Genomic DNA, 26,435 nt, shown 5'->3' on the forward strand with positions numbered 1-26,435 from the left:
CAATGCGCAATGAAAATAAGAAAGAAGCGGAAGGCGAACCCGTTCGAGAAAGCCTTGCTTTCGTGTTCAAGTCACAATCGCCAGTTGAAGCCATCGATCCCGGCATGAAGCGTCAGCTTCTTGGCTATAATGATGAGATCATGGCGGTGCGCGTTTGGTTTGAAAAAGGCGCTGTTGGTCAGCTTCACAAACATCCGCACAGTCAGGTGGCGTATGTCGAATCCGGAAAGTTTGAAGTGACGGTCGGCGATGTAACGAAGACGCTCATCGCTGGCGACAGCTTTTATGTAGCCCCGGATACGATGCACGGCGCCGTTTGCACGGAAACGGGCGTACTCATTGATATGTTCTCGCCGGTGCGCGAGGACTTTCTAGGCGAAAGTGAACGATCATGGTGAAGGGACGCCTCAGATGGGCTGTTGTCAGCCTCGTCGCTCTGGCGACAATCATCAACTATATTGATCGGCAAACAATCAACGTATTGTGGCCGCAACATATTGCGCCGGAACTATGGCCGGACCTCGGACCGGATGGGCACAAACAAATATTGGGCACAATTTCGGTTGCGTTCATTTTCTCCTATGCATTCGGGCAGGCGATCTTCGGAAAAATTTTCGACTGGATTGGCACGCGGTTAGGTTTTGTTTTGTCAATAGGCGTCTGGTCGCTGGCGACAGCGGCGCACGCTTTTGCGCAAGGCGTCTTAAGTTTCAGCATTTTCCGGTCGATTCTGGGCGTCGCCGAGGCTGGTAACTGGCCTGGCGCAACGAAGGCCAACGCCGAATGGTTCCCGATAAAAGAGCGTGCGCTGGCGCAGGGAATTTTTAACTCAGGCGCCGCGATCGGCGGCATTATTTCCATTCCGCTGATCAGTTATCTGGCGATATTTCTGGACTGGAAAGTCATATTCATCTGTGTAGGACTGGTGGGGCTCATCTGGCTGGTTCCGTGGTGGATTATCGTCAAGGCTCCGCCGAAATATCACTCGTGGCTTTCAGAAGAAGAGCGCCATTATATCCTGAGCGGTCAGGCCAACGAGGATTTGAACGAAGACGGTAATCCGGACGGCGGGTACAATCCGTCAACCGCGGAACTTCTGAGCCGTAAGCAAAGCTGGGGCGTTATCATCGCCTCCGCCGCCATTGACCCGATCTGGTGGTTGTTCATCATCTGGATTCCGACATATCTTTTTGAAGTCCACGGGTTCAATATCAAAAGTCTTGCGGCTTCAGGATGGCTTCCGTTTGTAGGAGCTATGTTCGGCGCCTGGTTTGGCGGATTGCTTGCGCAGAACCGCCTCAAAGCAGGATGGAGCGTCGACAGAACGCGCAAATTCACAATCACCTTGGGCTGTTTGATCATGCTCCCGGCATTGCTGACGATGGCGGTCGCTGTAACGCCGGTCATGGCGTTAACGCTGATGTTTATCATCTTGTTCGGATTTCAAACAGCCATCGGCAATGTGCAAACACTGCCTAGTGATTTTTATGGCGGAAAAACGGTCGGCACCCTGTCAGGTTTCGCTGGAATGGCGGCGAAGCTGACGGCGGCGGCGCTCACTTTTCTTGTTCCGTGGCTGACCATGGGCGCCAACTACACGCCTGTATTTATCGTTGGCGCGGCACTCGCGCTAACCGCAATTTTCAGTGTCTGGGTGCTCTGCGGCCGCATTCAACCGCTCAAGCCACGCACTGTTGCATAACAATTTAGACAAGGACGTAACTATGACAAAACCTGTAATCGGTTTCATCGGCCTCGGCCTCATGGGCGGCAATATGGTGGAATGCCTGCAGAAAAACGGCTTCAAGCTCATTGTAATGGACCTTAACAAGGATGCGGTTGCGACGGTGCTTGAACGCGGCGACGCTAGCGAAGCGTCGTCCGCAAAAGAGCTCGCTGAGGCATGCGATATCGTAATGCTCGCACTCACCACATCTGCTGTAGTTGAAAAGGTTGTTTATGGTGATGACGGAATTCTCGCGGGAATCAAGGAAGGGGCTGTACTGATAGATTTCGGCACTTCAATCCCGGCCTCCACCCGCAAGATCGGCGCAGATCTCGCCAAGAAAGGCGCCGGCATGATTGATGCGCCGCTCGGGCGCACGCCTGCGCATGCCAAGGACGGGCTGCTCAATATTATGGCCGCCGGCGATAAAGAGACCTTTGACAAGGTAAAGCCGGTTATCGATGTACTGGGCGAAAACGTGTTTTACCTCGGTGAGCTTGGCGCCGGTCATACAACCAAGCTGATCAACAATTTCATGGGCATGACAACTGTTTGCGCCATGAGCCAGGCTTTCGCTGTGGCGACACGCGCCGGCGTCGATCGACAGCAGCTTTTCGACATCATGTCGAGCGGGCCTTCCAGTTCGCCCTTTATGCAATTTTGCAAAAACTATGCGGTGGACGGCGTGAGCGATCTGGGGTTCTCTATCGCTAACGCCAACAAGGATCTGGGTTATTTTGTAAAAATGGTCGAGGATCTTGATACGCGCGCATTGATCGCCGAGGGGACGTCAACCAATCTGCAGGCCGCTGTCGACGCGGGCATGGGCGCAGGCAACGTTCCCGAAATATTTGATTACTTCCTCAAGCTCGAGGAATAGAGCGACGATGCAAAAGCTTAGCTACTGACGCAATATAGGCGCCTCTTTCTGGCTACTCCCTGAGAGACGCGGGACGACGAATAAGACCTATATGAACGATCGAAAACATAACAATACCATCTACGCACTCGGCGAGTGCATGGTAGAGTTTTCGTGTGCGGGCGCTGAAGAATATCGCCGCTCGTTCGCCGGCGACGTATTTAATACGGCGGTCTATTTGAACCGTCTGGCGCCGGAGGGGTGTGCTGTAGAGTTTGTCAGCGCCGTCGGCGACGATACGATTTCCGCTGCGATGTTGTCAGCGTGGCGCGAGGAAGGTCTTTTTACAAAATACGTCGCCATTCTGCCCGGCAAAGCGCCGGGACTTTATGTTATTGATACAGATGATGCCGGCGAGCGCTGTTTTTCATATTGGCGGAGCCGATCGGCGGCGCGGGAATTGACGGTATCGCTCAAGCACATTGATGGTGATGTTCTGCAGGAAGGCGACTATATTTACTATTCCGGCATTACGCTCGCAATTCTCAATGAGGAACGCCGAAGCGTGCTCTTCGATTTTGTCAAAAAAGCAAAGGCGAAAGGCGTAGTTATCGCTTTCGATCCGAACTTCCGGCCAGCCCTTTGGGAGTCGCATGCCGCCGCCGCCGAAAATACGATGAAGGCTTATGGCCTCTCAGACATTGTTCTGACCGGCGCGGATGAGGAGGCGAGCCTGTTTGGTTGGGGCTCAGAGGCGTCCGAGCTTGGCGAACTTGAACGCATTGGCGTCAAGGAAGCGATTTTGAAGGCGGGCGAACGCGGCGTCTTTGGCGCCAGCAATGGCGAGCGATTTCACATCCCTTTCAATCCAGCAGCAAAAGTCGTTGACACCACGGCGGCGGGTGACTCTTTCGCAGGGGCCTATCTCGCTTTCCGTTTGCGAGGGAAAACCCCGGCCGAAGCGACGGCGCTGTCCGCAAGAGTGGCGCGCATCGTTGTTTCGTCGCGCGGCGCTATTATAGCCCGGCGGGAACTGGAAGCAAAAATGCGACAAGATCCGATACTTTCAAGCGAGTTAGAATATGCGAATTAGTGATATTTTCCGTGTAGCGACGATTATTCCCGTAATTGAAATTACGAAACTGGAACGCGCTGCGAAACTGGCTGAAATATTTTTTCAGGCTAACATACGCGTGATTGAACTTACCCTGCGAACGCCTTGCGCGCTTGAGGCGCTCGCAGCCATGAAAGAGACCGCGCCCGAACTGATAGTGGGTATGGGAACGGTGCGAACCGAGCGCGACATTGAGCGATCGCTGGAGGGCGGCGCTTCATTTCTGGTAAGCCCCGGCGCGACGCCGGCGCTGCTGGAGGCGCTCGGGCGTTCTGGCGCCCCGGCCTTGCCGGGCGTCGCCACAGCCAGCGAAGCCATGGCGGCGGCGGATGCCGGGTTTCGCTCGCTGAAATTCTTTCCAGCCGAACCCGCCGGGGGTGTTGATTACCTGAAATCACTCTCCGGTCCGCTTCCCGATATTGCGTTCTGTCCGACAGGCGGCGTCAGTCCCGAGCGCGCGCCGAAATATTTGTCGCTGCCAAATGTCGCCTGTGTCGGCGGAACCTGGGTCGCGACAAAATCCATGATCGAGAATGGCGAGTGGGATACAGTCATGACCAACGCCAGGCGAGCGGCGCAATTCTAACCGAGACTGTGATCAGTCATACGGCGAAAAACGCCTGGCCTTCACACTCTATTCACTAAGCGCAATTTATCGATTGACGCGATATTGTGAACGTGGCGACGTATCCGTCGCCAGTATTATTTCTCAAGCGTCATTAATCATATAGCCGCACATACAGCGCCGGAACGGGAACATAAAACGGTTGATGCCGGCGCGGATTGACTCTACACCATTGAAATGATGCAAAAAACCAGTCCGCATACGCACAGGTTCTGCGTAGCCCCGATGATGGACGGGACGGATCGCCATTGCCGGTATTTTCACCGGCTGATGACGAAGCACGCGCGGCTTTACACCGAAATGATTACAGCAGACGCCGCCATCCATGGCGATCGCGAATACCTCCTGGGCTTTCACGACAGCGAACATCCCGTGGCGCTACAGCTGGGCGGCAGCGATCCTGCGAAGCTGGCGAAAGCGGCCACGGTCGGCGAGGATTTCGGATACGATGAAATCAATCTGAACGTTGGTTGTCCATCGGATCGCGTGCAGTCCGGCGCGTTTGGCGCCTGCCTCATGAAAACGCCGGAACTTGTGGCTGAATGCGTCAGCGCGATGCAGGCAAAAGTAGATATTCCCGTTACCGTAAAATGCCGTATCGGCGTGGATGACCAGGACCCTGAGCAAAGCCTTTTCAGTTTTGTCCAGACGGTCGCCGACGCCGGAGTTAAGATTTTCATCGTGCACGCACGCAAGGCCTGGCTGCAGGGATTGTCGCCGAAAGAAAATCGCACCGTGCCTCCGCTCGACTATGATCTCGTGCGTAGGCTCAAGCGTGCGCGGCCCGATCTCTCCGTTATTATCAATGGCGGCATTGAAACGATCAACGATGCTGCGAGATTTACTGCTGACTTTGACGGCGTCATGCTGGGGCGGGCGGCGTATGGCGCGCCGTATCTGTTATCACAGGTCGATGCGACTTTCTTTGACAGTTCTGAAACGCCGCCTTTGCGCGATGATATCGCAGTTGCAATGTCGGCATATGTAAAAAAAGAGTTTGAAAACGGCGTCCGGCCGCATTCGATCACCCGGCATATGATCGGTCTTTATCACGGCGCGCCTGGCGCCAGAACCTGGCGGCGATTTTTGTCGGAAAACGCCGGCGTTTTACGCGATGACATTCTTGAAGGGGCGCTTGGCGCCATGCGCGCGCGCCGCGACGCCGCCTAGATGACATTCGCGTTCGAATACGGTCCGCTTGTGATCGCATTACTGATGGCGGGATTTATCGCGGGCTTTGCCGGCGGGCTTTTCGGCGTCGGGGGCGGTATCGTCACAACGCCGGCATTTTACGCAGTGTTTCAAACGCTCGGATTTGACGACGAGATAAGTCTCAAAACAGCGATCGGGACATCTCTGGCCGTCATTATTGTCACATCGCTTCGTTCTCTGGCTGCGCATCACCGCGCCGGCAGTGTCGATGGAGACATGCTTCGCGCCTGGGCCCCGTGGATTGCAGCCGGCGCCGCCATAGGCGGTTTGGCGGTCCGCTGGGCGCCGGCGGAAATACTGGCTGTAATATTTGTTTCCGGCGCTTTTTACGTGGCGTGGCGGCGGTTGTTTTCGAGAAAAAAGGCGCCGCCGGCGCCGCTGAACCTGATGCGCAAACGGATGAAAATACCGTTGGGGCTGGGCACGGGTCTTTTTTCCAGTTTGATGGGAATCGGCGGCGGCGCGCTTGGCGTGATGGTGATGACCCTTTCCGGCCGGAGCATGCATCAGGCGATCGCGACCTCGGCCGGTTTTGGCGTTGCCGTCGCGGCGCCCGCGGTTATCGGTTTCATCATTTCCGGCTGGGGGCTGGCGGGAACGCCTTTTTCCAGTATCGGGTATGTCAACATTGCGGCCTTTACGGCCACAGCGCTGACGGCGGGTTTCGCTGCGCCGCTGGGCGCGCGGGCGGCGCATCGCCTGAACGCTGATATCCTGTCGAAAATCTTCGGCGTATACGTGCTGATCGCCGCCGCCAGCCTCGCCTGGGATATTTTCTGGGGATAAGCTGGATTTTTGTGCGTTGCAGTATCATTATGCAGGAAAGGGAACGCCGGTAAATGTCGAATATGCAGACATGGCGAAAGGGGAAAACGGCATGTCGATAATCGAAACCGTGATTGCGGGCGTCGGGTCCTATTTGCCTGAAAATGTCGTCACCAATCAGGATCTGGCGAAAAAAATCGATACCTCCGATGAATGGATCAGAAGCCGCAGCGGCATCGGCGAGCGTCATTTCGCGGCTGACGGTGAAACATCGTCTGATTTAGCGGCGAAAGCCGCCTGGAATGCGCTGGACCACGCTGGGCTAAAACCGCGCGATATCGGCCTTATTATAGTGGCGACGGTCACGCCGGACAAAACCTTTCCCGCCACCGCCGTTTATGTTCAGGAAAAACTCGGCGTTCCGCCAGGCATAGCTTTCGATTTATCCGCCGCCTGCGCAGGGTTCCTGTATGCCGTGAATATCGCGCATGATTTCATCCGCACCGGGCAGGTGGAGCATGCGCTTGTTATCGGCGCGGAAAAACTGTCATGCTTTCTTGATTGGGAAGACCGCGCGACCTGCGTACTCTTCGGCGATGGCGCGGGCGCGGTTGTCTTGAGCGGCGAGGATTCGCAGACGGCTCGTGAACCTCGCGGCATACTGGCGACGTATTTATCTTCTGACGGCCGGCTTGCAAAACATCTCTACGCAGACGGCGGGCCATCCAGCACGGGAACCGTGGGTCTTGTGCGTATGAACGGCAAGGAAGTGTTTCGGAACGCCGTTGAACAGATTTCCAACGCCGTCTTCGAGGTAACTGAACGCGCGAAAGTCAGCCGGCATGAAATCGACTGGTTTGTGCCGCATCAGGCGAATATCCGGATAATTCAGTCATGTGCGAAAAAGCTGGAACTGGACGAGGACAAGGTCGTCGTGACTATAGACAAACACGCAAACACATCTTCGGCTTCAATCCCGCTGGCGCTGGACGCCGGTATAAAGGACGGCCGGGTCAAACGCGGCGAGCTACTTGTGTTCGCAGCCTTGGGCGGCGGGCTCGCCTGGGGTTCGACCTTGGTGCGTTATTAAGCGAGAAAGGCGGAAGGCCGCACAAGCGCGGCCTTCCTCGGCTCAGATCAGAAATTTACGACGCGTTTTGAACGCGAAGTTTTTTCTTACCGAAACGCCACGCGCCGGCCAAGCCGCCTGTCAAGAACAGCAATGCAGCGCCGGGGATGGGGACTTCGCCAATTTCCGCCGATGCAACCGGCAGTGACGGGCGAAATTCGCCTGCATCGTCTGCAATGGAGCCGGGTACAATGCCGCCATGCAGCACAATTTCACGCAGGAACAAATCAAACAGATCCGCGACTTCAAATCCATCCGCCAGAAGCGAGGAATCAGAAAGGTCATACGTTTGCGAGAAATTCAGCACGCCATCATCGCCCACGGTCGGGAACATGCCGCCGCTATCCGTCAGGCCCAATATGATCGGGCCGTAGGCATTGGCGCCTTCCGGTACGGAAATGACGCCGTCAACGGGTCCGCCATTGCCGTCAAGCGCAAGCGTAGGGTTGACGGAATCGATGGGATTGCCGTCATCATCAAAACGTCCATGGATGTGCTGAGCATGGGTTTGATTGGGCGTTAGCCCTTCGGCGATAATGTTGACATTAAGCAGCATATTGTCGGCGTCGTAGGTGATTGTGCCGTCGCCGCTGACGCCAGATTCATTTAATGGCGTGAATTGAAAATAGCCTTCAAAATCTAGATGCGCGGCGGAGGCGGCTCCGCTGAACATCAGGCCGGTTGCAAGCGCCGCTGCGGGTATCATTTTTCGCGCGCGGCGAATTATCGGTAACATAAAATTACTCCTGACTTTGGCGTTATAAAACTACGCAACATGGTTAATAACGCTGGAAGCGAGTCAGAAGTTTCAAAAAAAAATATAAAATTGAAGAATATGCTCAATCTTCAATACGCATAAGGTCAGATGCGCTGCTCAGCTGCAACTTTCACAGGCTTTTTACCAATTTTCGTATGCGCGATCGGCCATATGAGTTGCTCGGAAATGCTGGTTTCAGGCAAATTCTCAACGCCAAATTCTTCCGGATAGCGCCTCGTTATTTTCGCAGTTCCGAAAATCACATCCCACAAAAATAAAAGATTGCCGTAATTGCCTTTGTAATTCGTGATCCCGTCCGATGCGTATTTTCCATGATGCGCACTATGGGTCGCCGGCGTCGAAATCAGACGCTCGACGACCCACATGGGGGGAGAAAGCCATTTAATCTTATAAAGAGGTTCATCCCAGCGAACATCGCTGTGCGCTGCATAGATGACAGTCATTTTGACGACAACGTAGCCAACGTAAACCCAGCCAAGGCCAAGATAGATCAGCGCTCCCGAAATCCACAGATTTGGCATGAAGAGATAATAAAACAGATTGTTTCTATAAACGACTCTGATGGACAGATAGGGCGCGTTATGATGCGGACGGTGCAGATTATACAGCCAAGGGAATGTATGAGAGGCGCGATGCCACCAATATTGCACCATGTCGTCGCATATGAGGAAAATACCGACGCCGGCGAGTAACGGCAAATGCGCAAGAGATCCGGCGGCTCCTGGCGCGATTGCAGCCGCGATCAGCCCCCCGCCCAGAAGCGCCAGCGGCTGGCTGAGCAAGATGAGCGTCAGGGTGCTGATAATTTCTACAACAGCGTCGCTCGTCGACTGGCCGCGCTTTTTAAAAAAACCGGTAAAAATAATTTCCAGAACAATGAATGTCGCCAGAACACTTAATATAACCACCATATGCGTTTGCATGATTGTAATTCCGTAGCTTTTCCTGGCGTGTTGACTGTATCTGCACTTGCTTTAACGCGAAAAATCCGGTGATAATGCTAAAAACTTAGCATTTGTACATTTATGAGCGAAGATTTTACGCTTGCGACCAACGCAAAGAACGCGCTCCTCTCGCCGCGCGTAATGACGCGGTTAACTAAAGCGGCGGTGCGTGTCGCCTATGCCGATGGCGCTGTTATTCATTCCCGCGGCGACTCCAAGCGCGGGCTTTCCATCATTCATGAAGGCGGCGTCCGGTTCACAAATCCGGGTCTGGACGGCTCGCTTGTCTCAACCGGCGTTATGCGGCCTGGTCATTTCTTCGGCGAAGCTACGTTGTTTGTGGACTTGCCGCGCACCCAAGACGCAATTGCAATAGGGCAAACCCTTATCGATCAGATTTCGAAAAAACGTTTCGACCGTATTTTCGATGAGGAGCCGGAGCTGGCGCGAATGATGATGAAGGTGACAACGGAGCGCTTGTATCTGACGCTGGAATTTCTGGACGATATGCGGCGTTTGCCGCTCAAGGCGCGCGCTGCAAAATTGATTGTCACGCGCGCCTCAATTGCGGAAGATGCAACCGTCGTAAACGCAAATCAATCTGAAATTGCGTTTACGCTTGGCGTATCGCGGGTTTCGATCGGCAAGGCCTTGAGCGCGCTGCAAACTGAAGGATTGATCTCGCTCGGCTACGGCAAAATACAAATCCCCGATCTTTCAGGGCTGAAATCCTGGATTGCGGAAAATACGCCGCTTTCACCGCTCACATACGGGCATTCTTTCTAATGATTGGAACCAAACCCGGGCAGGATGCGTTCAATATTGTATGAGGAAACTATTTTCACTTGCGACGACGGCGCTCGCCTTCGGTAAAGGCGTTATCGCCCTGAACAGTTTTTTGAAAACGCGCCGCAGGGCGCAGGCAAAGGCTGTAGCGAGCGACGCTTTGGAAATCCGCACGTCTGACGGCCAAACGGTGATCTACAAGCCGGTCGACAGCGAAGGGCGCAGCGTCGATACCGTGGAAGAAGCGACATCGTCGACTTCTGACAAATCGGCATCTGACAAGTCCTCAGGCGAAAAACCGCATCAGGACAAGGCCAGCCGCATGAATCTGGCTGAAGACGGCGATACCGCCAAGCAGGCCGGCTAAATTTTCTGATTATATTCGCCAACCTCGGGGTGTTTTCTTAAAACCTCGTCGAGTTCAGCGAACATGGCTTTCATGTTTTTTTCCGAAACCGGACTTTCAATCACCACGACGAGTTCCGGTTTGTTGGATGACGCCCGGATCAATCCCCATGTGCCGTCCTTAGCGGTAATCCGAACCCCGTTCACTGTTACGACATCGCGAACTTTCTGACCGATGATTTCCTTGCGGCCGGATAATTCAGCAACGATTTTTTCAACGACGCCGTATTTTGTTTCATCAGGGCAATGCGGCGACATAGTCGGCGATTGATAAGTCTTCGGCAAAGACTTTCGCAGATCGGAAAGTTTTTTGCCGGGACTTCTGTCCAGCATCTGCAAAAGCGCGATGGCGGCCACAAGACCGTCGTCATATCCGCGCCCGACAGGCGCGTTGAAAAAGAAATGTCCGGATTTTTCAAAACCGGCGAGCGCATTCATCTCATGGCTTTTTCGCTTTATATAGGAATGGCCGGTTTTCCAGTATTCGGTTTTCGCTCCGTTTTCGATCAATACCGGATCGGTAACGAACAGACCCGTCGATTTCACATCGACAACAAACTGCGCATTTTCGTGGATAGCCGACAAATCGCGCGCGATGAGAACGCCAATCTTATCGGCGAAAATTTCTTCGCCTTCGTCATCCACGACGCCGCAACGATCGCCGTCGCCGTCAAACCCCAGCGCCATGTCGGCATCATGTTCACGCACAGCCGCCTGCATGGCGTGCAGCATTTCCATGTCTTCCGGATTGGGATTATAGCGGGGAAAGGTGTGATCAAGCTCAGCATCCATGGGGATCACCTCAACGCCCAGCCTTTCGAGCGCTTCCGGCGCAAAAGCGCCGGCGGTGCCGTTGCCGCAGGCGGCGACAACCTTCAGCCTGCGTTTGATTTGAACGCCGGAGACGATGTCGTCTATATAGCGGTCCCTGAGGCCTTCGACATATTTGTATGCGCCGCCCGCATGCGGCTTACCTTCGCCTTTCAGAACAATATCTTTCAGGCGCCCCATTTCATCAGGCCCAAACGTCAACGGCTTTTCAACGCCCATTTTCACGCCGGTCCAGCCATTTTCATTGTGGCTCGCCGTCACCATGGCGACGCAAGGGATGTCGAGATCGAATTGCGCGAAATAGGCGACCGGCGAGAGGGCGAGGCCGATATCGTTCACTTCAATACCGGCGTTCATCAGACCGACAATCAGCGCTTGCTTGATCGACGCCGAATAGCCGCGAAAATCATGACCGACGACAATGCGCGGGTCTTTCCCCATCTCGCGTATCAATGTGCCAAGCCCCAGACCCAGCGCCTGTATCCCAAGGAGATTGATTTCCTTTTCAAACACCCAGCGGGCGTCATATTCGCGAAAGCCTGTAGGTTTCACCAGGGGCGTGACTTCATACTCATACGTATTGGCGGAAAGATCAGCGCGGGGCTGCGGCAGCATGGGGAAATCCTTTACCAGCTTTGTGGGAGCCGCAATCTAGCGGTGTCTGCGCATGCTGCAACCCATGAATAAAATTGCCGTGAATCAGTGACAATCAGGCCTCGTATGCGCATAGTCCCGGGCTGCAAGAGGGTCATTCAGACGGCGCTGCCGGACAGGCGAGGGGCCGGGGAAGCTGGGGTACGATGGAGCTGCCATTCGAGTTGGCCGATATCGGTTTGCGCGGACAGAGCGCGATAGGGCTCGTCGCGTTTATTTTTATCGCCTGGCTGTTTTCCAGCGCGAAGCTGCGGTTTCCGTTTTTCGCTGCGGTCTGGACTGTGGCGGCGCAAATCGGGATCGCTCTGTTTCTGCTTTATCTGCCGCCGGCGCGCGAAGCGTTGAAAAGCCTGCGCGCCGTTGTGGAAGCGCTGCAGGCGGCCACACAGGTGGGCACGTCCTTTGTCTTTGGCTATCTCGGCGGCGCGGAGCCGCCTTTTGAAATCACCAACCAGAGCGCCATGTTCAATTTCGCTTTTGGCGCGCTGCCGCTGGTGATTTTCTTTTCCGGGCTTTCAGCGCTGTTGTGGCATTGGGGCGTATTAAAGTTCTTTGTTCGCGGATTTGCGTTCGCCCTTGAGAAAATTTTCCGGGTGGGCGGCGCCGTGGCGCTTTCGGCGGCGGCGAACACATTTCTGGGCCAGACAGAAGCGCCGCTTATGATCCGCCCTTATCTTGAACGGGTTTCGAGGTCGGAGCTGTTTGTCATCATTACCGGCGGGTTCGCAACTGTCGCCGGGTCCGTCATGGCGATTTACGCCATTATTCTGCAAAATATCGACCCGTCGATTCTCGGCCACATCATCGTGGCGTCAATTATTTCCGTTCCGGCTGCAATCCTGATGGCGCAGGTGATGATCCCTGAAGAAAAAAACGTCGTGCCGACAAGCGCCGACGCGGCCGATGATTTTTCATACGCCAGTTCGATGGACGCCTTTGTTCGCGGCGTTACTGACGGGTTGGGCCTTTACCTGAACATTATCGCCGCTTTAATCGCATTCACCGCTTTTGCGGCGCTGATTGACATTATGCTGAGCGCCGCTCCGGATGTGGCGGGCGCGCCGTTAACGCTGGAGCGCATTCTCGGCGTGATCTTCATGCCGTTAATGTGGCTGGCCGGCGTTCCCTGGAGCGAGGCGTTCAGCGCAGGCTCGCTTATGGGCGTCAAGACAGCCGTAAACGAGCTTGTCGCCTATTCGCGCCTTTCTGCAGTCCCGGACGGAACGTTCAGTCCACGCAGCTTTTTGATCATCATCTATTCGCTTTGCGGCTTCGCCAATTTTGCAAGCCTCGGCATCGTTATCGGCGGTCTGACTGTGCTGGCGCCGGGTCGGCGTCAGGATGTGATCGCATTGGCGCCGCGCGCGCTTGTCGCCGGCACGCTCGCAACATTGATGACCGGAGCCGTGATCGGTCTGATCTGGATCGGTTAAAATTCACCCGCTAGACGGCCGAACGTAAAAAAACGCGTGCGGCGACAATCGCGCATGTAGCCCGGGAATAAAAGTTGATTTCGCGTGCTGAGGCGAGAGAATAATCGCATGCCTGAAAATCTTCAGCGTCTTGTCAGCAATATCCGCGCCTGCCGTTTATGCGTTGAAACGCCCGCCGGCGATCCGCTCCCCCATGAGCCCAGACCGGTTTTGCAAGTCTCCGGCGCGGCGCGCCTCGCGATATTCAGTCAGGCGCCAGGCAATCTCGTCAACAAAAGCGGGCGGCCGTTTACGGACCCATCCGGCGACAGGCTGCGCGCGTGGCTTGGGGTCAGCGATGAAGAATTTTACGACGCGGCGCGCATCGCGATCATTCCTATGGGGTTCTGCTTTCCCGGATATGACGGCAAAGGGGGCGACCTGCCGCCCCGGAAAGAATGCGCGCCGCAATGGCGTTCCCGATTAATGGCGGCGGCGCCGAACGTGGAAACAGCGATTTTGGTCGGGGCTTACGCCCAAAAATGGCATCTCGGGACGGGCGCGGAAAAAACGCTGACGCAAAACGTGAAAAACTGGCGGAAATTTGCGCCGGAATATTTTCCAACGCCGCATCCGTCCTGGCGCAATAATGGGTGGCTGAAGAAAAACAGCTGGTTCGAGGCTGAGTTGCTGCCAGTGCTGCGCAAGCGGGTTCGAAGCTTGCTGCCGTCCTAGCGACGATAATTCCGCCAGTCGTCAAAGCGCGCGAAAATCACAAATAGGACGGACAGAACAATCAGGATAAGCAGCGCGAACTGCACCTGCGCTTCAACGGCGTGCGCCTCATGCTTGGAGGGACGCTCGGCCGGTACCTCCACCATTTCGCCGGTATCGTCGCCTTCTGCGGAACCGGAGGTTCCGCCATTCGATTCGCTGCTTCCCCCGGCGCTGGGGGGCGGGCTGGAGCCTTCACCGGCGCTGGGATTTTCGGTCATCCCTGTGCCGTTTTCGATGTTAGTTTCGATTTGATCGAGCTCTTCAGCATTGTCGCGTCCGAGCGTGGAGGACGCCACGCCGGCGCCGCCGGCGATGGTCGCGCCTTGCACGGTCCTGCTTTCCGCAACATTGCCGCGCCGCGGCGCGTCTTCCACCGGTTCAGCGCGGGAATTCTCTTCGATATCTTCCGGATCGCGCACACGCGGCGGTTCGGCCGGCGTCAAAAACAGCGCGCGCTCAGAAGCGCGCCGGCGCGTCAGGCCCATCACTTCGCGCAAGACGCCGCCGACCGTCGCCTTGTTCCACCAGGTCAGCGCGTCAGCCGCGCCGACGCGATCGCCCCTGTTCAGGCGTTTTAAGGCTGTGGATCCCCGGAACGCGCCTACGCCCACATTGTAGACAAAGCTGACCAGCGCATCGAATTCATTCTGGTTCAGGGAAACTTTGACGGCGTTATCAACCGCCTGTTCGCGCGGTCTTAAATCGCGCTTTAAAAGCTCTTCAGCGTCTCTTTCGCTGATTTTCATGCCGGGTTCGACATCATCGCCTGTATGGCCATAGCCGATGGTCCAGACACCGGCGATATCCTGATACGCTTCAAGCTCAAGACCTTCAAAACGCTTGATTAGATCAATACCGCTTGGTGATGTTCGCACGGAAAAACTCCCAACCCCGCTACAGTGCTTAATAAAGCATAAACGCAAATCTGGGCGAAAAGTAGCGCACGAACGCAAGGATTCTCACTTTTTCATGAGACAGCGCTTTCGCGCGCCAAGGGCGAGAGCGGTATTTTGTGAGATAAACCCGTGTTTTAGCGAATTTTTCCGGCTTTATATCAAGTAGTTTTGAAGCAACAACAGTGCGTAAAACGCGCGTCGCGGGCGCGGATAAAGTTCAGGCCGTGGCGTCAGCCGGATTCTCCATGAGCGCCTGCTGCTCTTCTAGGCGGGTTTCGAAATCTGTTGTCAGCGTGCGCAGTTCGATCAGCAGCGATTCTTCCACGGCGCAAAACGCCGCCCGGTTGGCCGAGAGCGTTTTTATCGAACGGGCGTGGGAAGCGGCGAGACGCGCTTTTTCAGCCTGATAGGGGCGGATTTCTTCGGCGCGGCCCGCGTTGAGGGCGCTGTTTTCCCGCGCGATGAGGTCGCTGAGCGCTTCTGTAACGCTGATCAGGGAGCGCACGCAATTCGCAGCATTATATTCCCGTTCGAACGTAATGGTCGTCATTGTCTTTGTTCCTCAACTGCTTTTGTGCGCACGCGCGATGCGTTTCTTTTTCTGGTCAGCGACGATCTATAAGCGGTCGTGGAAAACAAAGGCTTTCGGATTTGATTGAAATTGTCTGGATCACGGCGCTCTTTATGTGGCGGTGCAGCAAAACAATTTTGTAAAAGCCGCGCCTTCGGCGCACTGCATGCGCGAGCACCGCAACTGAAAATCAATCATTCGCTTTTAAGGCCGATTGAGAGCTGACCGGGGGCAATTGCGGCTTGAGCCGCCAAGGTCAGATGGCTATAGAAAGCCGCGACTCGTCCGGGGCAAGTTTGCGGCGAGACAATTAGCGTAAGCTGGGAGAAACAGCATGTCGGCGTCCGAGGTAGAAGAATATCGTCCGTCTGAGGACGAAGCGTTCATGAACGATCGACAAAAGGAGTATTTCAAGAAAAAGCTTTTGTCCTGGAAACAGGACATTATCAAGGAAAGTCAGGGCACGCTCAGCAATTTACAGGAAGAAAACAATCAGCTTCCCGATATTGCCGACCGCGCTTCCAGCGAAACGGAAAAAGCGCTGGAATTACGAACGCGCGACCGTCAGCGCAAACTGATCGCCAAAATCGATTCAGCCCTTCGGCGGCTGGAAACGGGCGAATATGGTTATTGCGAAGAGACCGGCGAGCCTATCGGCGTGCGCCGTCTAGATGCGCGTCCGATCGCCACCCTTTCTCTGGAAGCGCAGGAGCGCCACGAAAAGGCCGAAAAAGTCCACCGCGACGACTAGGGTTAAACCGGCCTGACATCGCTTGCATAAAGGTTTCGCCGCGCCTATATGCGGCGCTGCAACTTCTGTTTTGGGCCGCAGCCGAACGCGGCCGACTTTCTGTCTGCCAGGAACCTTTAGCCGGGTTCTTTTTCGACCACTTCCAAGACACGATTTGCGCTAACCGGCCCCGTTGTAAAAAGCGGGGTTATAGATGCTGTTTCTTGGAGAAGAGGCGGCGCGCCTAAATGTCAAGGAGACGAATAATGGCGACAGGTACTGTAAAATGGTTCAATGGCCAAAAGGGCTACGGATTCATCCAGCCGGACGACGGCGGCAAGGACGTGTTCGTTCACGTCACGGCCGTTGAACGCGCCGGCATGCGCCAGCTCGATGAAGGCCAGAAGATTTCTTATGAAATCGCCATGGATCGCGGCAAAGAATCTGCGGCCGATCTGAAAGCGCTCTAAAGCTTTCTTGCAAGTATGAACGAAAAAACGGCGCTCGAAAGAGCGCCGTTTTTGTTTGCGAAGATGACGTTCGCTAACTTTGCGATGGTATGCGCAATGTCTGACCGGGATAGATTTTGTCGGGATCGGACAGCATGGGTTTGTTGGCTTCAAAAATGGCGGGGTATTTCGAAGCGTCGCCGTAGTGCTCCTTGGCGATTTTAGACAGCGTGTCGCCGCTTTTAACGGTATAAAACACAGTCTGGTCCGGCTCGTTTTCAATATCGATGTGGGCGTCGACTTCGCCGACGCCGGGCGTGTTGCCGGCCGCGACAATCGCCTTTTCCGCTTCAGCGCGGTTTTTCGCCCTGCCTTTCAGGACAATGCGGCCGTCGCCGGATTCCTCGACTTCGAGATCTTTCACGTCAGTTTTATGGCCCTGTATACGATCCTTGATGCCGTCAGCCATATTGCTGACGCCTTCGCGGAGTTTTTCCCCGGCTTCACGGGCGAATTTGAATATCATTTCCTCTATCTCCTTTTCGCGGGCTATTTACGGCCGAACAAACCGCCCAGCAGTTTTTTGCCGGCTTGCTCAAGAACGTCGTCTTTAAAATCGCCATCACCATCCTGATCGAGAAAACCCATGAGGCCGCTAAGTTCTTGCGGCGCTGATTGTTGAACACGCACGCTTTCTTCGGTCACCAGACCTGCAAGCCCGGAGGCATCCAGTCCCTGTTCGCGTTTTGCGCGGCCGAGGGAAGCGAGAACAGCCGGGGCGGCCATGGCGAGGAGTTGCGCAATCTCTCCCTGATCAACGCCAGCGGTTTTTGCAAGCGCGCGTTCGGTTTGAGATTGTTTGCCGCCGAGAATATGACCCAGAATTTTCTGACCGTCCGCGAGAACGTCATCACGGCCTAGTTGAGTGACATTATTGAGCAGGCTTCCATCATGACGGTCTAATGCGTTCGCAAGCGCTGCGGCGCCTTCCGGACGAGAAGCGTTTTTCTTCAATCCCGCCATGAGCGCCGCCATGGCCATCGGCATCACTTTTGCGGCAAGGCCTTCATTAAGGCCGGTTTTATGAGCCGCCTGCTGGCTCATCTGGTTTGCGACAACCTGTGTTAGCTGGTCCATCAAAGACATGGATATCTCCACCCCATAATCGGTCCCACGACCGGAAGGGGAACCATAAGGCCAAAATGCAACCGCATCAAATCTCCGTGCGGCGGCGAATGCAGATATAGACCGTAGGAAAGTGGTGCGTAATTTCTAATCAGACTAAGGAAGGCCGTATCTTGATGTCGCGTCAGGTTATGCGGCGGCGGGCGCGGTGCGGGGGCGCTCCTTGTTGCGCCTTTCGGTTCCTGTCGCCGTACCCTTCAGCCAGCGGATCACTAGCGGCGGCTCGAAAACCCAATCGCGCACCTGCTGCAATATTTCGGGATCGGTGTTTTCCACCATCGCCGCCTCTGAAATCAGAACGCCTGCGGTCTGGCTGTTGGATAAATTCAGATCCCGCCGCGTCTTCGCAAGGGCGGAGACAACAGCCGCGGTGGAAATGGCCAGGATCGACGCCGCGTTTCGCGGATCGATTTCCGCCAGATCGGCGATGGCGGTGACCGCGCGGCTGGAGCGTCCGCCGAAAACTTTTCTGAAAACGCGCTCGCCGCGTGCGCGAATATCGGCCGCGCCCAGCCGCTTTTTGTCCGCCAAGAGGTCTTCGCGGAACTGGTTCAGCGCGAAAGAGAGGCCGGCGGCGCCGAGCGGCGCGGCGGTGTTCCGGCGAAGCGCGAAGAGAATTAACCCTACAGTGACCGGCGTCAGCTTCGCTGCGATAGACCTTTCAACGCCAAATCGAAGAGCGGTCTGGTGCGCTGCGTTGGCGACGGCGCGGTGGATGAAATGGCCGGAAAGCGACATGGCGAACATCCTGTCATGGGTGGTTGTTAGATATTAAGCCGAACACCGCGCGGGCGCTTGGGTTCCCGCCATGCGTGCGCGCGCCTGCAGCGGGGTTGAAAGCGGCGATGACTCCGCTATGAAGGCCCATGGAGCGACGCACTTCCTCATCGAAACCGCCCGCAAAACGGCGAAAACGCGCGAAAAAGAGCAATATCGCGTCGACGGCGCTCGGCAAGGAACCTGAAAAGCGCAGTCGTAAAAAAGACGCCCCGAAAAAGGGCGAGGCGGCCAACCGCGAACTCAATGTCCATGTGAAAACCGCCAAGCGCCGCGAATATGGCTCAACGCTCTGGCTGAAGCGCCAGCTCAACGACCCTTATGTCAGGAAGGCGAAGGCGGAGGGCTATCGCTCTCGCGCCGCCTACAAGCTGATCGAACTCGACGAAAAATTCGCGCTGCTGAAGCCGGGCGCGCGCATTGTCGATCTCGGCTGCGCGCCGGGCGGCTGGTGCCAGGTCGCCGCCAAGAAAGTCGGCGCGAAAGGCAAGGTTGTCGGCATCGATTATCTCGCCATGCCGGCGGTGGCGGGCGCTGACGTTCTGGAAATGGATTTTCTTGATGACGCCGCGCCGGAAAAGCTGAAAGAGATGCTCGGCGGCGGCGCGGATGTGGTCCTGTCCGACATGGCGGCGCCGACAACGGGCCATCGGTCCACGGATCATTTGCGCATCATTGCGCTCGCCGAAGCCGCGCTCGATTTCGCGGAAGACGTGCTGGCGCCCGGCGGCGCGTTCGTCTGCAAGGTATTCGCCGGCGGCGCCGAGGGCGATTTGCTGACGCGTCTCAAGCAGAATTTCGAAACGGTCAAACACGCCAAGCCGAAAGCCTCGCGTTCGGACTCGGCGGAGAAATATGTGGTGGCGACGGGGTTTAGAAAAACGGAGAAGGCGGAATGAATATCCGTGAAGCGCTGACATTCGACGACGTATTGCTTGAGCCCGGTCCATCGGAAGTGATGCCGAGCGGGGTGGACGTCAAAGCGCGGCTGACGCGCGAGATTACGCTGGCCATACCGATCCTGTCGTCGGCAATGGACACCGTGACCGAAGCGGAGATGGCCATCGCCATGGCGCAGGCGGGCGGCATCGGCGTTCTCCACCGAAACCTCTCCATTGAAGAGCAGGCCGAGCATGTGCGCCGCGTAAAACGCTTTGAAAGCGGCATGGTGGTCAACCCGCTGACCCTGACGCCGGACGAAACGCTGGCGACGGCGCAGCAGATCATGCTGGAAAAAAGCATTTCCGGTTTTCCGGTGGTGGAAAACCCTGACGCCAACGGCGTCGGCAAACTCGTCGGCGTTCTGACTAATCGCGATATGCGTTTTGCGCGCAATCTCGACCAGCCGGTGCGCGATCTGATGACGTCTGTCGATCTTGTCACCGTCACGCCCGGCGCCACGCAGGATGAAGTGCGCGAGCTTTGCCACAAGCGCCGGATTGAGCGCGTCGTCGTGGTCGATGAGGACTATCGCTGTATCGGTCTTATCACCGTCAAGGACATGGAAAAGGCGCAGAAATTTCCCTTCGCCTCGAAGGACGCCGAGGGGCGCTTACGCGTGGCGGCGGCGTCGTCCGTCGGGGATGACGGGTTCGCGCGGATTGAACGGCTGATCGGCGCGGGCTGCGATGTCATCGTTATCGATACGGCGCACGGTCACTCGTCAAAAGTTGTCGAGCAGGTGGAGCGGGTCAAACGCGCGTCCAATGCAACGCAGGTGATCGCGGGGAATGTCGCCACCTATGACGCCGCCAAAGCGCTGGCGGACGCCGGCGCCGACGCGATCAAGGTCGGCATCGGGCCGGGTTCGATCTGCACGACGCGCATCGTCGCCGGGGTCGGCGTGCCGCAACTGACCGCGGTGATGGACGCGGCGCGCGCAGGGCGCGAGGCCGGCGTGCCGATTATCGCGGATGGCGGCGTGAAATTTTCCGGCGATATCGCAAAGGCTCTCGCCGCCGGCGCCGATACGGTAATGATTGGTTCGCTTCTGGCGGGTACGGACGAGGCGCCGGGAGAGGTTTTCCTCTATCAGGGGCGTTCTTACAAATCCTATCGCGGCATGGGCTCGATCACCGCCATGGCGCGCGGCTCGGCTGACCGGTATTTTCAGGCCGATGTGACGGAGCAGATGAAGCTCGTGCCGGAGGGCATTGAGGGGCGCATACCGTACAAGGGCGCCATCGGGCCGATCCTGCATCAGCTTGTGGGCGGCGTCAGAGCGTCCATGGGCTATGTGGGCGCGCCGAGCATCGCCGAGATGCAAAAGCGCGCGAAATTCGTGAAGATCACCGGCGCGGGCTTGAAAGAAAGCCACGTCCATGACGTCGCCATCACCCGCGAGGCGCCGAACTATCCGACGCAGAGCTGATGCGGTTATCCGGACGCCTTTCGGCCGCCATTGAAATTCTCGAAGACTTCGAACGCCGCCGCGTGCCGCTGAAAACGGCGATCGCCGACTGGTCGCGCAATAACCGCTACGCCGGGGCGAAGGACCGCGCCTGGATATCGGGGCTTTGTCTCGATGCGCTCCGCAAGCGGAACTCTCTTGCTGCGAAAATGGGCGATGAGTCGCCCCGTGCGCTGGCGCTAGGGGCGTTGCGGTTTTTATGGGCGAAACCCGCCGATGAAATTGCTGATGCGGCGGGCGAAGAACCGCATGGGCCCGGGCGGCTAAGCCATGATGAGACGCTTGCGCTGGGCGATGCGGAGGTGTTTTCCTCTTCGCCCTGCGGCGCGGAAGACGTGCGCGCCGAAGAGTGCGCCGTCGCCCTCGCCAGGCCCCATGTGGCGGGCGATTATCCGGAATGGCTGGCGCCGCAAATAGAGCGTGTCTTCGGTGATAACGTCGCCGCCATTATGGCCGCATTCGCCGAGCGCGCCGATATCGATCTGCGCATCAACACGCTGAAAGCGACGCCGGAAAAGACGCTGGCGGCGCTCAAGACCGTGAAGGCCGAAACCGTACCTGTACTGACGGCGGCGGCCCGCATCGCGGCGCCTGATCCCAGCGAAAAAGCGCCGGGCGTTACAGTGATACCGGCCTTCAACAAAGGTTGGGTCGAGGTGCAGGATCTGGGCAGCCAGATCGCCGCAGCGGCGGCGGGCGATATCAAGGGCGCGCAGGTACTCGACTATTGCGCAGGCGGCGGCGGCAAGACCCTGGCGCTCGCGGCGATGATGGAAAATACCGGGCAGCTTTACGCCTATGATCGCGACCCGCGCCGTTTAAAACCGCTCTATGCGCGCGCCAAGCGGGCAGGCGTGCGCAATCTGCAGATACGCTCGCCGGCCGGCGGCGAGAGGCTGGACGATCTCGCCGGTAAAATGGACGTCGTTTTTGTCGATGCGCCCTGTTCCGGCGCCGGAACCTGGCGGCGTCATCCGGACACCAAATGGCGGCTGACAGAAAAGCAGTTGCAAACACGCATGAATGAACAGGATCAGGTGCTGCGCGAGGCGGCCGGTTATGTCAAACCGGGCGGACGGATGGTGTGGGTTACATGCTCGTTCCTCATGGAGGAGAACGAGGACCGCCTTGCGGCGTTTCTGCGTGAGAACAGCGAGTATTTTCAGACGCCGGCGCTCGACGCCATTGAGTCGTCCGGCTTGCTGACGCGCGCCGGACGCGAAACGCTTGAGACTTGCCGCACATCCGGCGGCGCCATTCGCATCACGCCCGATAAACTGCGCGCCGACGGATTTTTTGTCGCGACTCTTGAGAGAACCGGTTAAGGAAACGCATGACACTCGATCCGCACGACCAAATTCACGCCGCCGATCATCATGAACGCGCGCTGATTGTCGATTTTGGCAGTCAGGTGACCCAGCTTATTGCGCGGCGCCTTCGCGAGGCGGGCGTTTATTGCGAAATCCATCCGTTCAACAGGGTCGATAGCGCATTTCTGGACGCATTCTCGCCAAAGGCCGTCATTCTGTCCGGCGGACCCGCAAGCGTGAAACTGGACGCCTCTCCGCGCGCGGCGGCTGAAATCTTCGACTATGGCGTTCCGGTGCTTGGCATCTGCTATGGCGAGCAAGTCATCTGCGCCCAGCTTGGCGGCGACGTGGAGCGTTCCGACCATCGCGAATTCGGCCGCGCGCATATTGACGTTGTGAAAGAAAGCCCGCTCTTTGACGGCGTGTGGGAGAAAGGCTCGCGCCATCAGGTGTGGATGAGCCACGGCGACCGCGTAAACGAAATACCACCCGGCTTTGAAATCATCGCAAAATCCGACGGCGCGCCCTTCGCCGCCATCGCTGACGAGACGCGCCGCATTTACGGCGTACAGTTTCACCCGGAAGTGGTGCACACGCCGGACGGCGCGAAACTCCTAAAAAACTTTGTCGCTAATATCGCCGGGCTTTCCGGCGACTGGACCATGGCGGCGTTTCGCGAAGAGGCGATAGCGCAAATCAGGAAACAGGTGGGCGAAGCGCGCGTCATCTGCGGTCTTTCGGGCGGCGTTGATTCCTCCGTCGCCGCCGTGTTGATCCACGAAGCCATCGGCGAGCAGCTCACATGCGTTTTTGTGGACACGGGGCTCATGCGCGCCGGCGAGGGGGAAGAAGTCGTTCGCCTCTTTCGCGACAGCTACAACATTCCGCTTGTTCACGTTGAGGCGGAAGAGTTGTTTCTGGGCAAGCTCGCCGGGGTCGACGATCCGGAGAAGAAACGCAAGATCATAGGCGCGACCTTTATCGATGTGTTTGACGAAGAAGCCGGCAAGATTGAGAACGCCGAATTCCTGGCACAAGGGACGCTCTATCCGGATGTCATCGAAAGCGTATCGTTCGACGGCGGCCCGTCAGTCACGATCAAGTCGCATCACAATGTGGGCGGCCTGCCTGAGCGGATGAATTTGAAGCTGGTCGAACCTTTACGCGAACTTTTCAAGGATGAGGTGAGGGCGCTTGGCCACGAGCTTGGCTTGCCGGACCATTTTGTCGGACGCCATCCGTTCCCCGGTCCCGGCCTCGCGATCCGCATTCCGGGCGAGGTGACGAAAGAAAAGGCGGAGATTTTGCGCAAGGCGGACGCCATCTATCTGGATGAAATCCGCAAAGCCGGTCTTTACGACGCCATATGGCAGGCTTTCGCTGTCTTGCTCCCGGTGCGCACGGTTGGCGTCATGGGCGATGAGCGCACTTACGATCATGTGCTCGCCTTGCGCGCGGTCACGTCCACAGATGGGATGACCGCGGATTATTATCCATACAGCCATGAATTTTTAAGCGCATGCGCCACGCGCATCATCAACGAAGTGCGCGGCGTCAATCGCGTCGTATACGACGTAACGTCGAAACCGCCGGGTACGATCGAGTGGGAATAGGCCGGCGCTTCAATTCTTCGTATTGGTAATTGTTTTCTTATCAGCGATGGCGAGATAGCCTGAATATGGCGCCAGCGTGCTCGGCGGGCCGTTGTCTTGCGGCGCTGCGTCGGCCTGCGCTATCACAGAAAACCGGTCGTTAAGCGGTGGAGACCACCGCACTTGCTTTTCGGTGATATTAAAAACGCACAATGCACGTTTGTCTTGCAGTGTTCTGTAGTACGCCAGCAATCCATCCGCGTTCTCGATGAATTGAATGTCTCCGAGGCGTAACTCCGGCCGGCGTTTGCGCAGCGCAATGATCTGACGCACGAAATGCAGAACGGAGTTCGGGTCCGTTTTTTGAGTCTCAACTGAAAGCGCCGCATGTCCGGGGTCTACGGGCAGCCATGGCGCGCTCTCAGAAAAACCGGCGTTTGGAACTTCGCTGCGCCAGGGCATGGGCGTGCGGGCGCCGTCGCGGCCAAGGGTCAGCGGCCAGTTTGCAATAGCTTCCGGATCCTGCAGTAACGCAAACGGCACGTCTGCTTGCGGCAGCCCCAATTCTTCGCCCTGATACAAAAACGCATTGCCGCGCAGGCTCAATAAAATCATGGCGAAAAGTTTCGCGGCCTGTGATGCTTGCGCGCCATCAGTCCAGCGGCTGACAACGCGGGGCGCATCATGATTTGAGAAAGCCCAAGAAGGCCACCCTTCATTCGGGTTATCGCCCCATGCGCCCACAGCGTCGATCGTTAATTTGGCTGTTAACTGGTCTGCATACAGAAAAGTGAAATTATAGGCGGAGTGCAATCGCGCATTGCCTTCGGTGAACGCTTTCATTTCTGCAAGAGGTTCTGGACCGACAACTTCTGCAACAGTGAATACGCCTTCGTATTCTTCCGTCACAGTCCTCAGACGTTCAAGAAATAAAGGAATGTCGGGGTGCGAGCGATTGTAGAGATGCCGTTGATAATCGAAAGGCCGCTCGGGCGGTTTATCAGTGACGGGCGCCGGCGGATTATCCCGCAATTTCGGGTCATGCATTGCAAAATTCAGCGCGTCGAGGCGGAATCCGTCCACGCCGCGATCCAGCCAGAAGCGCGCGACGTTCAGGAGGGCGTTTTGTACGGCGTCATTATGCAGGTTCAGATCGGGTTGCGACGCCAGAAAGTTATGCAGGTAATATTGCCGCCGCCGGCTGTCCCACGCCCAAGCGCCGCCGCCGAATACGGACTGCCAGTTCGTCGGCGGCGACCCGTCGGGTTGTGGATCGGCCCAGACATACCAGTCGGCTTTCGGGTTGTGTTTGTTTTGACGACTCTCCTGAAACCAGGGATGGGCGTCGGAAGTGTGCGAGTAGACCTGGTCTATTATAATTTTAAGACCCAGCTGGCGCGCTTTTCCAAGAACGGCGTCGAAATCGGACAACACCCCGAAAACAGGGTCGACATCGCAATAGTCAGCGACGTCATAGCCGAAGTCTTTCATGGGAGAAGTGAAAAACGGCGATAACCAGACGCCATCGACGCCAAGGTCCGCGATGTAATCGAGAGCGGCGAACACGCCTTTCAGGTCGCCGACGCCGTCCGCATTCGTATCGAGAAAACTGCGCGGGTAAATCTGATAGATGACGGCGCCGCGCCACCATTCCGCTTTGCTGGCAGACAACACTTTTTTCACCTACCCCGGTTTTGCAAGCGGCGTGCTGTTTTCAAGACCGCCGCAGGGTCATCTGTATTGGACCTTCGGCGCGGCCATGCACGAATTGATCGACCATCGGGTTGCCTGAGTTTTCCATCTCTTCCGGTTTACCGCGCCAGATAATGCGCCCCTGATAGAGCATCGCGATCTCGTCGGCGATTTTCCGGGCCGACGCCATATCGTGTGTGATGGAAACTGCAGTGGCCCCTAATGCCTTTACCCGCTCCACGATCAGATTGTTGATAACATCCGCCATGATCGGATCGAGCCCCGTTGTCGGTTCATCGAAAAACAGGATCTGCGGGTCCGAGGCGATCGCGCGGGCCAGGGAAACCCGTTTTTGCATGCCGCCGGAAAGAGCGGCCGGTTGCAGATTGCCGACCTCAGGCGCAAGGCCGACTTGCGCCAGACAGTCGATCGCTTTTTCGCGCGCGGTTTTCCGGGATTTTTTTTCGGCGTAGATCAATCTGAAAGCGATATTTTCCCATACGGATAAACTGTCGAAAAGCGCGGCGCCCTGAAACAGCATGCCTGTCTGTCCCGTCATGTGACGCCGGTCGCCGTCGCTATGCCTAGCGATGTTGCGTCCGTCGACTTCAATAACGCCCTTGTCGGGCCGCAATGTGCCAAGCATGCATTTTAACAGGACCGACTTGCCGGTGCCGGAGCCGCCGATGACAACGAGCGAACGGCCTTTTTTAACGTCAAGGTCGATGCCGCGAAGCACGGGTTTGGATTCAAACGCCTTATAAAGACCGCGAACCGATATTTTCTTTTCGTCATCGCGCTTCATG

General features: G+C 56.7%; 27 protein-coding genes and 1 pseudogene. 18 read left to right on the forward strand and 10 right to left on the reverse strand.

Annotated elements, in window-relative coordinates:
- Positions 1-2: 2 nt before the first annotated feature.
- The 8 genes from ACQK2Q_RS03995 to ACQK2Q_RS04030 all read left to right on the forward strand — a co-directional run bounded on the left by ACQK2Q_RS03995 (position 3) and on the right by ACQK2Q_RS04030 (position 7,391).
- Positions 3-398: a cupin domain-containing protein gene (locus ACQK2Q_RS03995; protein ID WP_425408455.1), complete on the forward strand. Its 396-nt coding sequence runs from the start codon at positions 3-5 to the stop codon at positions 396-398.
- Entirely contained in the window at positions 392-1,702 is a 1,311-nt protein-coding gene (locus ACQK2Q_RS04000) for an MFS transporter (RefSeq protein WP_425408456.1), read from the forward strand. The genes ACQK2Q_RS03995 and ACQK2Q_RS04000 overlap by 7 nt, the downstream gene beginning before the upstream one ends.
- A gap of 22 nt (positions 1,703-1,724) precedes the next feature.
- Entirely contained in the window at positions 1,725-2,606 is an 882-nt protein-coding gene (locus ACQK2Q_RS04005; protein ID WP_425408457.1) for an NAD(P)-dependent oxidoreductase, read from the forward strand.
- A 91-nt stretch (positions 2,607-2,697) separates the two neighbouring features.
- Positions 2,698-3,678, forward strand: a complete 981-nt coding sequence (locus ACQK2Q_RS04010; RefSeq protein WP_425408458.1) for a sugar kinase — start codon at positions 2,698-2,700, stop codon at positions 3,676-3,678.
- Positions 3,668-4,285 carry a bifunctional 4-hydroxy-2-oxoglutarate aldolase/2-dehydro-3-deoxy-phosphogluconate aldolase gene (gene eda, locus ACQK2Q_RS04015; RefSeq protein ID WP_425408459.1) on the forward strand — a complete coding sequence of 206 codons (618 nt, stop codon included), beginning with the start codon at positions 3,668-3,670 and terminating at the stop codon, positions 4,283-4,285. Before ACQK2Q_RS04010 ends, eda begins: the two co-directional genes overlap by 11 nt.
- A gap of 219 nt (positions 4,286-4,504) precedes the next feature.
- Positions 4,505-5,494, forward strand: a complete 990-nt coding sequence (gene dusA / locus ACQK2Q_RS04020) for a tRNA dihydrouridine(20/20a) synthase DusA (RefSeq protein ID WP_425411117.1) — start codon at positions 4,505-4,507, stop codon at positions 5,492-5,494.
- Positions 5,495-6,322 (forward strand): sulfite exporter TauE/SafE family protein, encoded by an 828-nt coding sequence (locus ACQK2Q_RS04025; protein ID WP_425408460.1) that lies wholly within the window; start codon positions 5,495-5,497, stop codon positions 6,320-6,322.
- A 16-nt stretch (positions 6,323-6,338) separates the two neighbouring features.
- On the forward strand, positions 6,339-7,391 hold the full coding sequence (locus tag ACQK2Q_RS04030) for a beta-ketoacyl-ACP synthase III (RefSeq protein WP_425408461.1): 1,053 nt from the start codon (positions 6,339-6,341) through the stop codon (positions 7,389-7,391).
- A gap of 55 nt (positions 7,392-7,446) precedes the next feature.
- Here the strand turns inward: ACQK2Q_RS04030 and ACQK2Q_RS04035 are convergent, their stop codons facing one another.
- Both ACQK2Q_RS04035 and ACQK2Q_RS04040 read right to left on the reverse strand, forming a co-directional pair.
- The gene (locus ACQK2Q_RS04035; RefSeq protein ID WP_425408462.1) at positions 7,447-8,166 is read right to left on the reverse strand and encodes a hypothetical protein; all 720 of its coding nucleotides are present in this window, start codon (positions 8,164-8,166) and stop codon (positions 7,447-7,449) included.
- A 125-nt stretch (positions 8,167-8,291) separates the two neighbouring features.
- Positions 8,292-9,131, reverse strand: coding sequence for a sterol desaturase family protein (locus ACQK2Q_RS04040; RefSeq protein ID WP_425408463.1), 840 nt, complete (start codon positions 9,129-9,131; stop codon positions 8,292-8,294).
- Between the two features lie 102 nt (positions 9,132-9,233).
- On the opposite strand from ACQK2Q_RS04040, the gene ACQK2Q_RS04045 reads away from it, so the two are divergent.
- Entirely contained in the window at positions 9,234-9,938 is a 705-nt protein-coding gene (locus ACQK2Q_RS04045) for a Crp/Fnr family transcriptional regulator (protein WP_425408464.1), read from the forward strand.
- A 40-nt stretch (positions 9,939-9,978) separates the two neighbouring features.
- On the forward strand, positions 9,979-10,305 hold the full coding sequence (locus tag ACQK2Q_RS04050; RefSeq protein ID WP_425408465.1) for a hypothetical protein: 327 nt from the start codon (positions 9,979-9,981) through the stop codon (positions 10,303-10,305).
- On the opposite strand, the gene ACQK2Q_RS04055 is transcribed toward ACQK2Q_RS04050, so the two are convergent.
- A complete protein-coding gene (locus ACQK2Q_RS04055; protein ID WP_425408466.1) occupies positions 10,302-11,789 on the reverse strand; it encodes a phosphomannomutase/phosphoglucomutase in 1,488 nt (495 codons plus the stop codon). The genes ACQK2Q_RS04050 and ACQK2Q_RS04055 overlap by 4 nt on opposite strands.
- 185 nt (positions 11,790-11,974) lie before the next feature.
- Here ACQK2Q_RS04055 and ACQK2Q_RS04060 point away from each other — a divergent pair, with 185 nt between their 5' ends.
- Positions 11,975-13,261, forward strand: a complete 1,287-nt coding sequence (locus ACQK2Q_RS04060) for a NupC/NupG family nucleoside CNT transporter (protein WP_425408467.1) — start codon at positions 11,975-11,977, stop codon at positions 13,259-13,261.
- A gap of 108 nt (positions 13,262-13,369) precedes the next feature.
- Positions 13,370-13,975, forward strand: coding sequence for a uracil-DNA glycosylase family protein (locus tag ACQK2Q_RS04065; protein ID WP_425408468.1), 606 nt, complete (start codon positions 13,370-13,372; stop codon positions 13,973-13,975).
- Between the two features lie 479 nt (positions 13,976-14,454).
- Here ACQK2Q_RS04065 and ACQK2Q_RS04070 read toward each other — a convergent pair.
- A pseudogene (locus tag ACQK2Q_RS04070) lies at positions 14,455-14,892 on the reverse strand (lysozyme); the annotation flags it as partial.
- A gap of 238 nt (positions 14,893-15,130) precedes the next feature.
- Positions 15,131-15,463 (reverse strand): hypothetical protein, encoded by a 333-nt coding sequence (locus ACQK2Q_RS04075; RefSeq protein WP_425408469.1) that lies wholly within the window; start codon positions 15,461-15,463, stop codon positions 15,131-15,133.
- 355 nt (positions 15,464-15,818) lie between these two features.
- Here ACQK2Q_RS04075 and dksA point away from each other — a divergent pair, with 355 nt between their 5' ends.
- Both dksA and ACQK2Q_RS04085 read left to right on the forward strand, forming a co-directional pair.
- Positions 15,819-16,235, forward strand: coding sequence for an RNA polymerase-binding protein DksA (gene dksA / locus ACQK2Q_RS04080; RefSeq protein ID WP_425408470.1), 417 nt, complete (start codon positions 15,819-15,821; stop codon positions 16,233-16,235).
- A gap of 245 nt (positions 16,236-16,480) precedes the next feature.
- Positions 16,481-16,684, forward strand: a complete 204-nt coding sequence (locus tag ACQK2Q_RS04085) for a cold-shock protein (RefSeq protein ID WP_425408471.1) — start codon at positions 16,481-16,483, stop codon at positions 16,682-16,684.
- A 73-nt stretch (positions 16,685-16,757) separates the two neighbouring features.
- Here the strand turns inward: ACQK2Q_RS04085 and lysM are convergent, their stop codons facing one another.
- The 3 genes from lysM to ACQK2Q_RS04100 form a co-directional block, all read right to left on the reverse strand.
- Positions 16,758-17,189 carry a peptidoglycan-binding protein LysM gene (lysM, locus tag ACQK2Q_RS04090; protein WP_425408472.1) on the reverse strand — a complete coding sequence of 144 codons (432 nt, stop codon included), beginning with the start codon at positions 17,187-17,189 and terminating at the stop codon, positions 16,758-16,760.
- A 23-nt stretch (positions 17,190-17,212) separates the two neighbouring features.
- The gene (locus ACQK2Q_RS04095) at positions 17,213-17,809 is read right to left on the reverse strand and encodes a DUF937 domain-containing protein (RefSeq protein WP_425408473.1); all 597 of its coding nucleotides are present in this window, start codon (positions 17,807-17,809) and stop codon (positions 17,213-17,215) included.
- Between the two features lie 168 nt (positions 17,810-17,977).
- A complete protein-coding gene (locus ACQK2Q_RS04100) occupies positions 17,978-18,586 on the reverse strand; it encodes a DUF937 domain-containing protein (RefSeq protein WP_425408474.1) in 609 nt (202 codons plus the stop codon).
- 128 nt (positions 18,587-18,714) lie between these two features.
- Here ACQK2Q_RS04100 and ACQK2Q_RS04105 point away from each other — a divergent pair, with 128 nt between their 5' ends.
- From ACQK2Q_RS04105 to guaA, 4 genes are read left to right on the forward strand one after another with little or no spacing between them, the layout of a single operon-like run.
- Positions 18,715-19,524 (forward strand): RlmE family RNA methyltransferase, encoded by an 810-nt coding sequence (locus tag ACQK2Q_RS04105; protein ID WP_425408475.1) that lies wholly within the window; start codon positions 18,715-18,717, stop codon positions 19,522-19,524.
- On the forward strand, positions 19,521-20,996 hold the full coding sequence (gene guaB, locus ACQK2Q_RS04110; protein ID WP_425408476.1) for an IMP dehydrogenase: 1,476 nt from the start codon (positions 19,521-19,523) through the stop codon (positions 20,994-20,996). Before ACQK2Q_RS04105 ends, guaB begins: the two co-directional genes overlap by 4 nt.
- Entirely contained in the window at positions 20,996-22,360 is a 1,365-nt protein-coding gene (locus ACQK2Q_RS04115) for an RsmB/NOP family class I SAM-dependent RNA methyltransferase (protein ID WP_425408477.1), read from the forward strand. Before guaB ends, ACQK2Q_RS04115 begins: the two co-directional genes overlap by 1 nt.
- A gap of 8 nt (positions 22,361-22,368) precedes the next feature.
- Entirely contained in the window at positions 22,369-23,958 is a 1,590-nt protein-coding gene (guaA, locus tag ACQK2Q_RS04120; protein ID WP_425408478.1) for a glutamine-hydrolyzing GMP synthase, read from the forward strand.
- A 9-nt stretch (positions 23,959-23,967) separates the two neighbouring features.
- Here guaA and ACQK2Q_RS04125 read toward each other — a convergent pair whose 3' ends face one another.
- Together ACQK2Q_RS04125 and ACQK2Q_RS04130 are read right to left on the reverse strand one after the other, a co-directional pair.
- On the reverse strand, positions 23,968-25,608 hold the full coding sequence (locus ACQK2Q_RS04125) for an alpha-glucosidase (RefSeq protein ID WP_425411118.1): 1,641 nt from the start codon (positions 25,606-25,608) through the stop codon (positions 23,968-23,970).
- Positions 25,609-25,651: 43 nt separating this feature from the next.
- A complete protein-coding gene (locus ACQK2Q_RS04130) occupies positions 25,652-26,434 on the reverse strand; it encodes an ABC transporter ATP-binding protein (RefSeq protein WP_425408479.1) in 783 nt (260 codons plus the stop codon).
- Position 26,435 lies beyond the last annotated feature (1 nt).

Source organism: Hyphococcus sp. (assembly GCF_965228385.1).
Classification (GTDB): domain Bacteria; phylum Pseudomonadota; class Alphaproteobacteria; order Caulobacterales; family Parvularculaceae; genus Hyphococcus.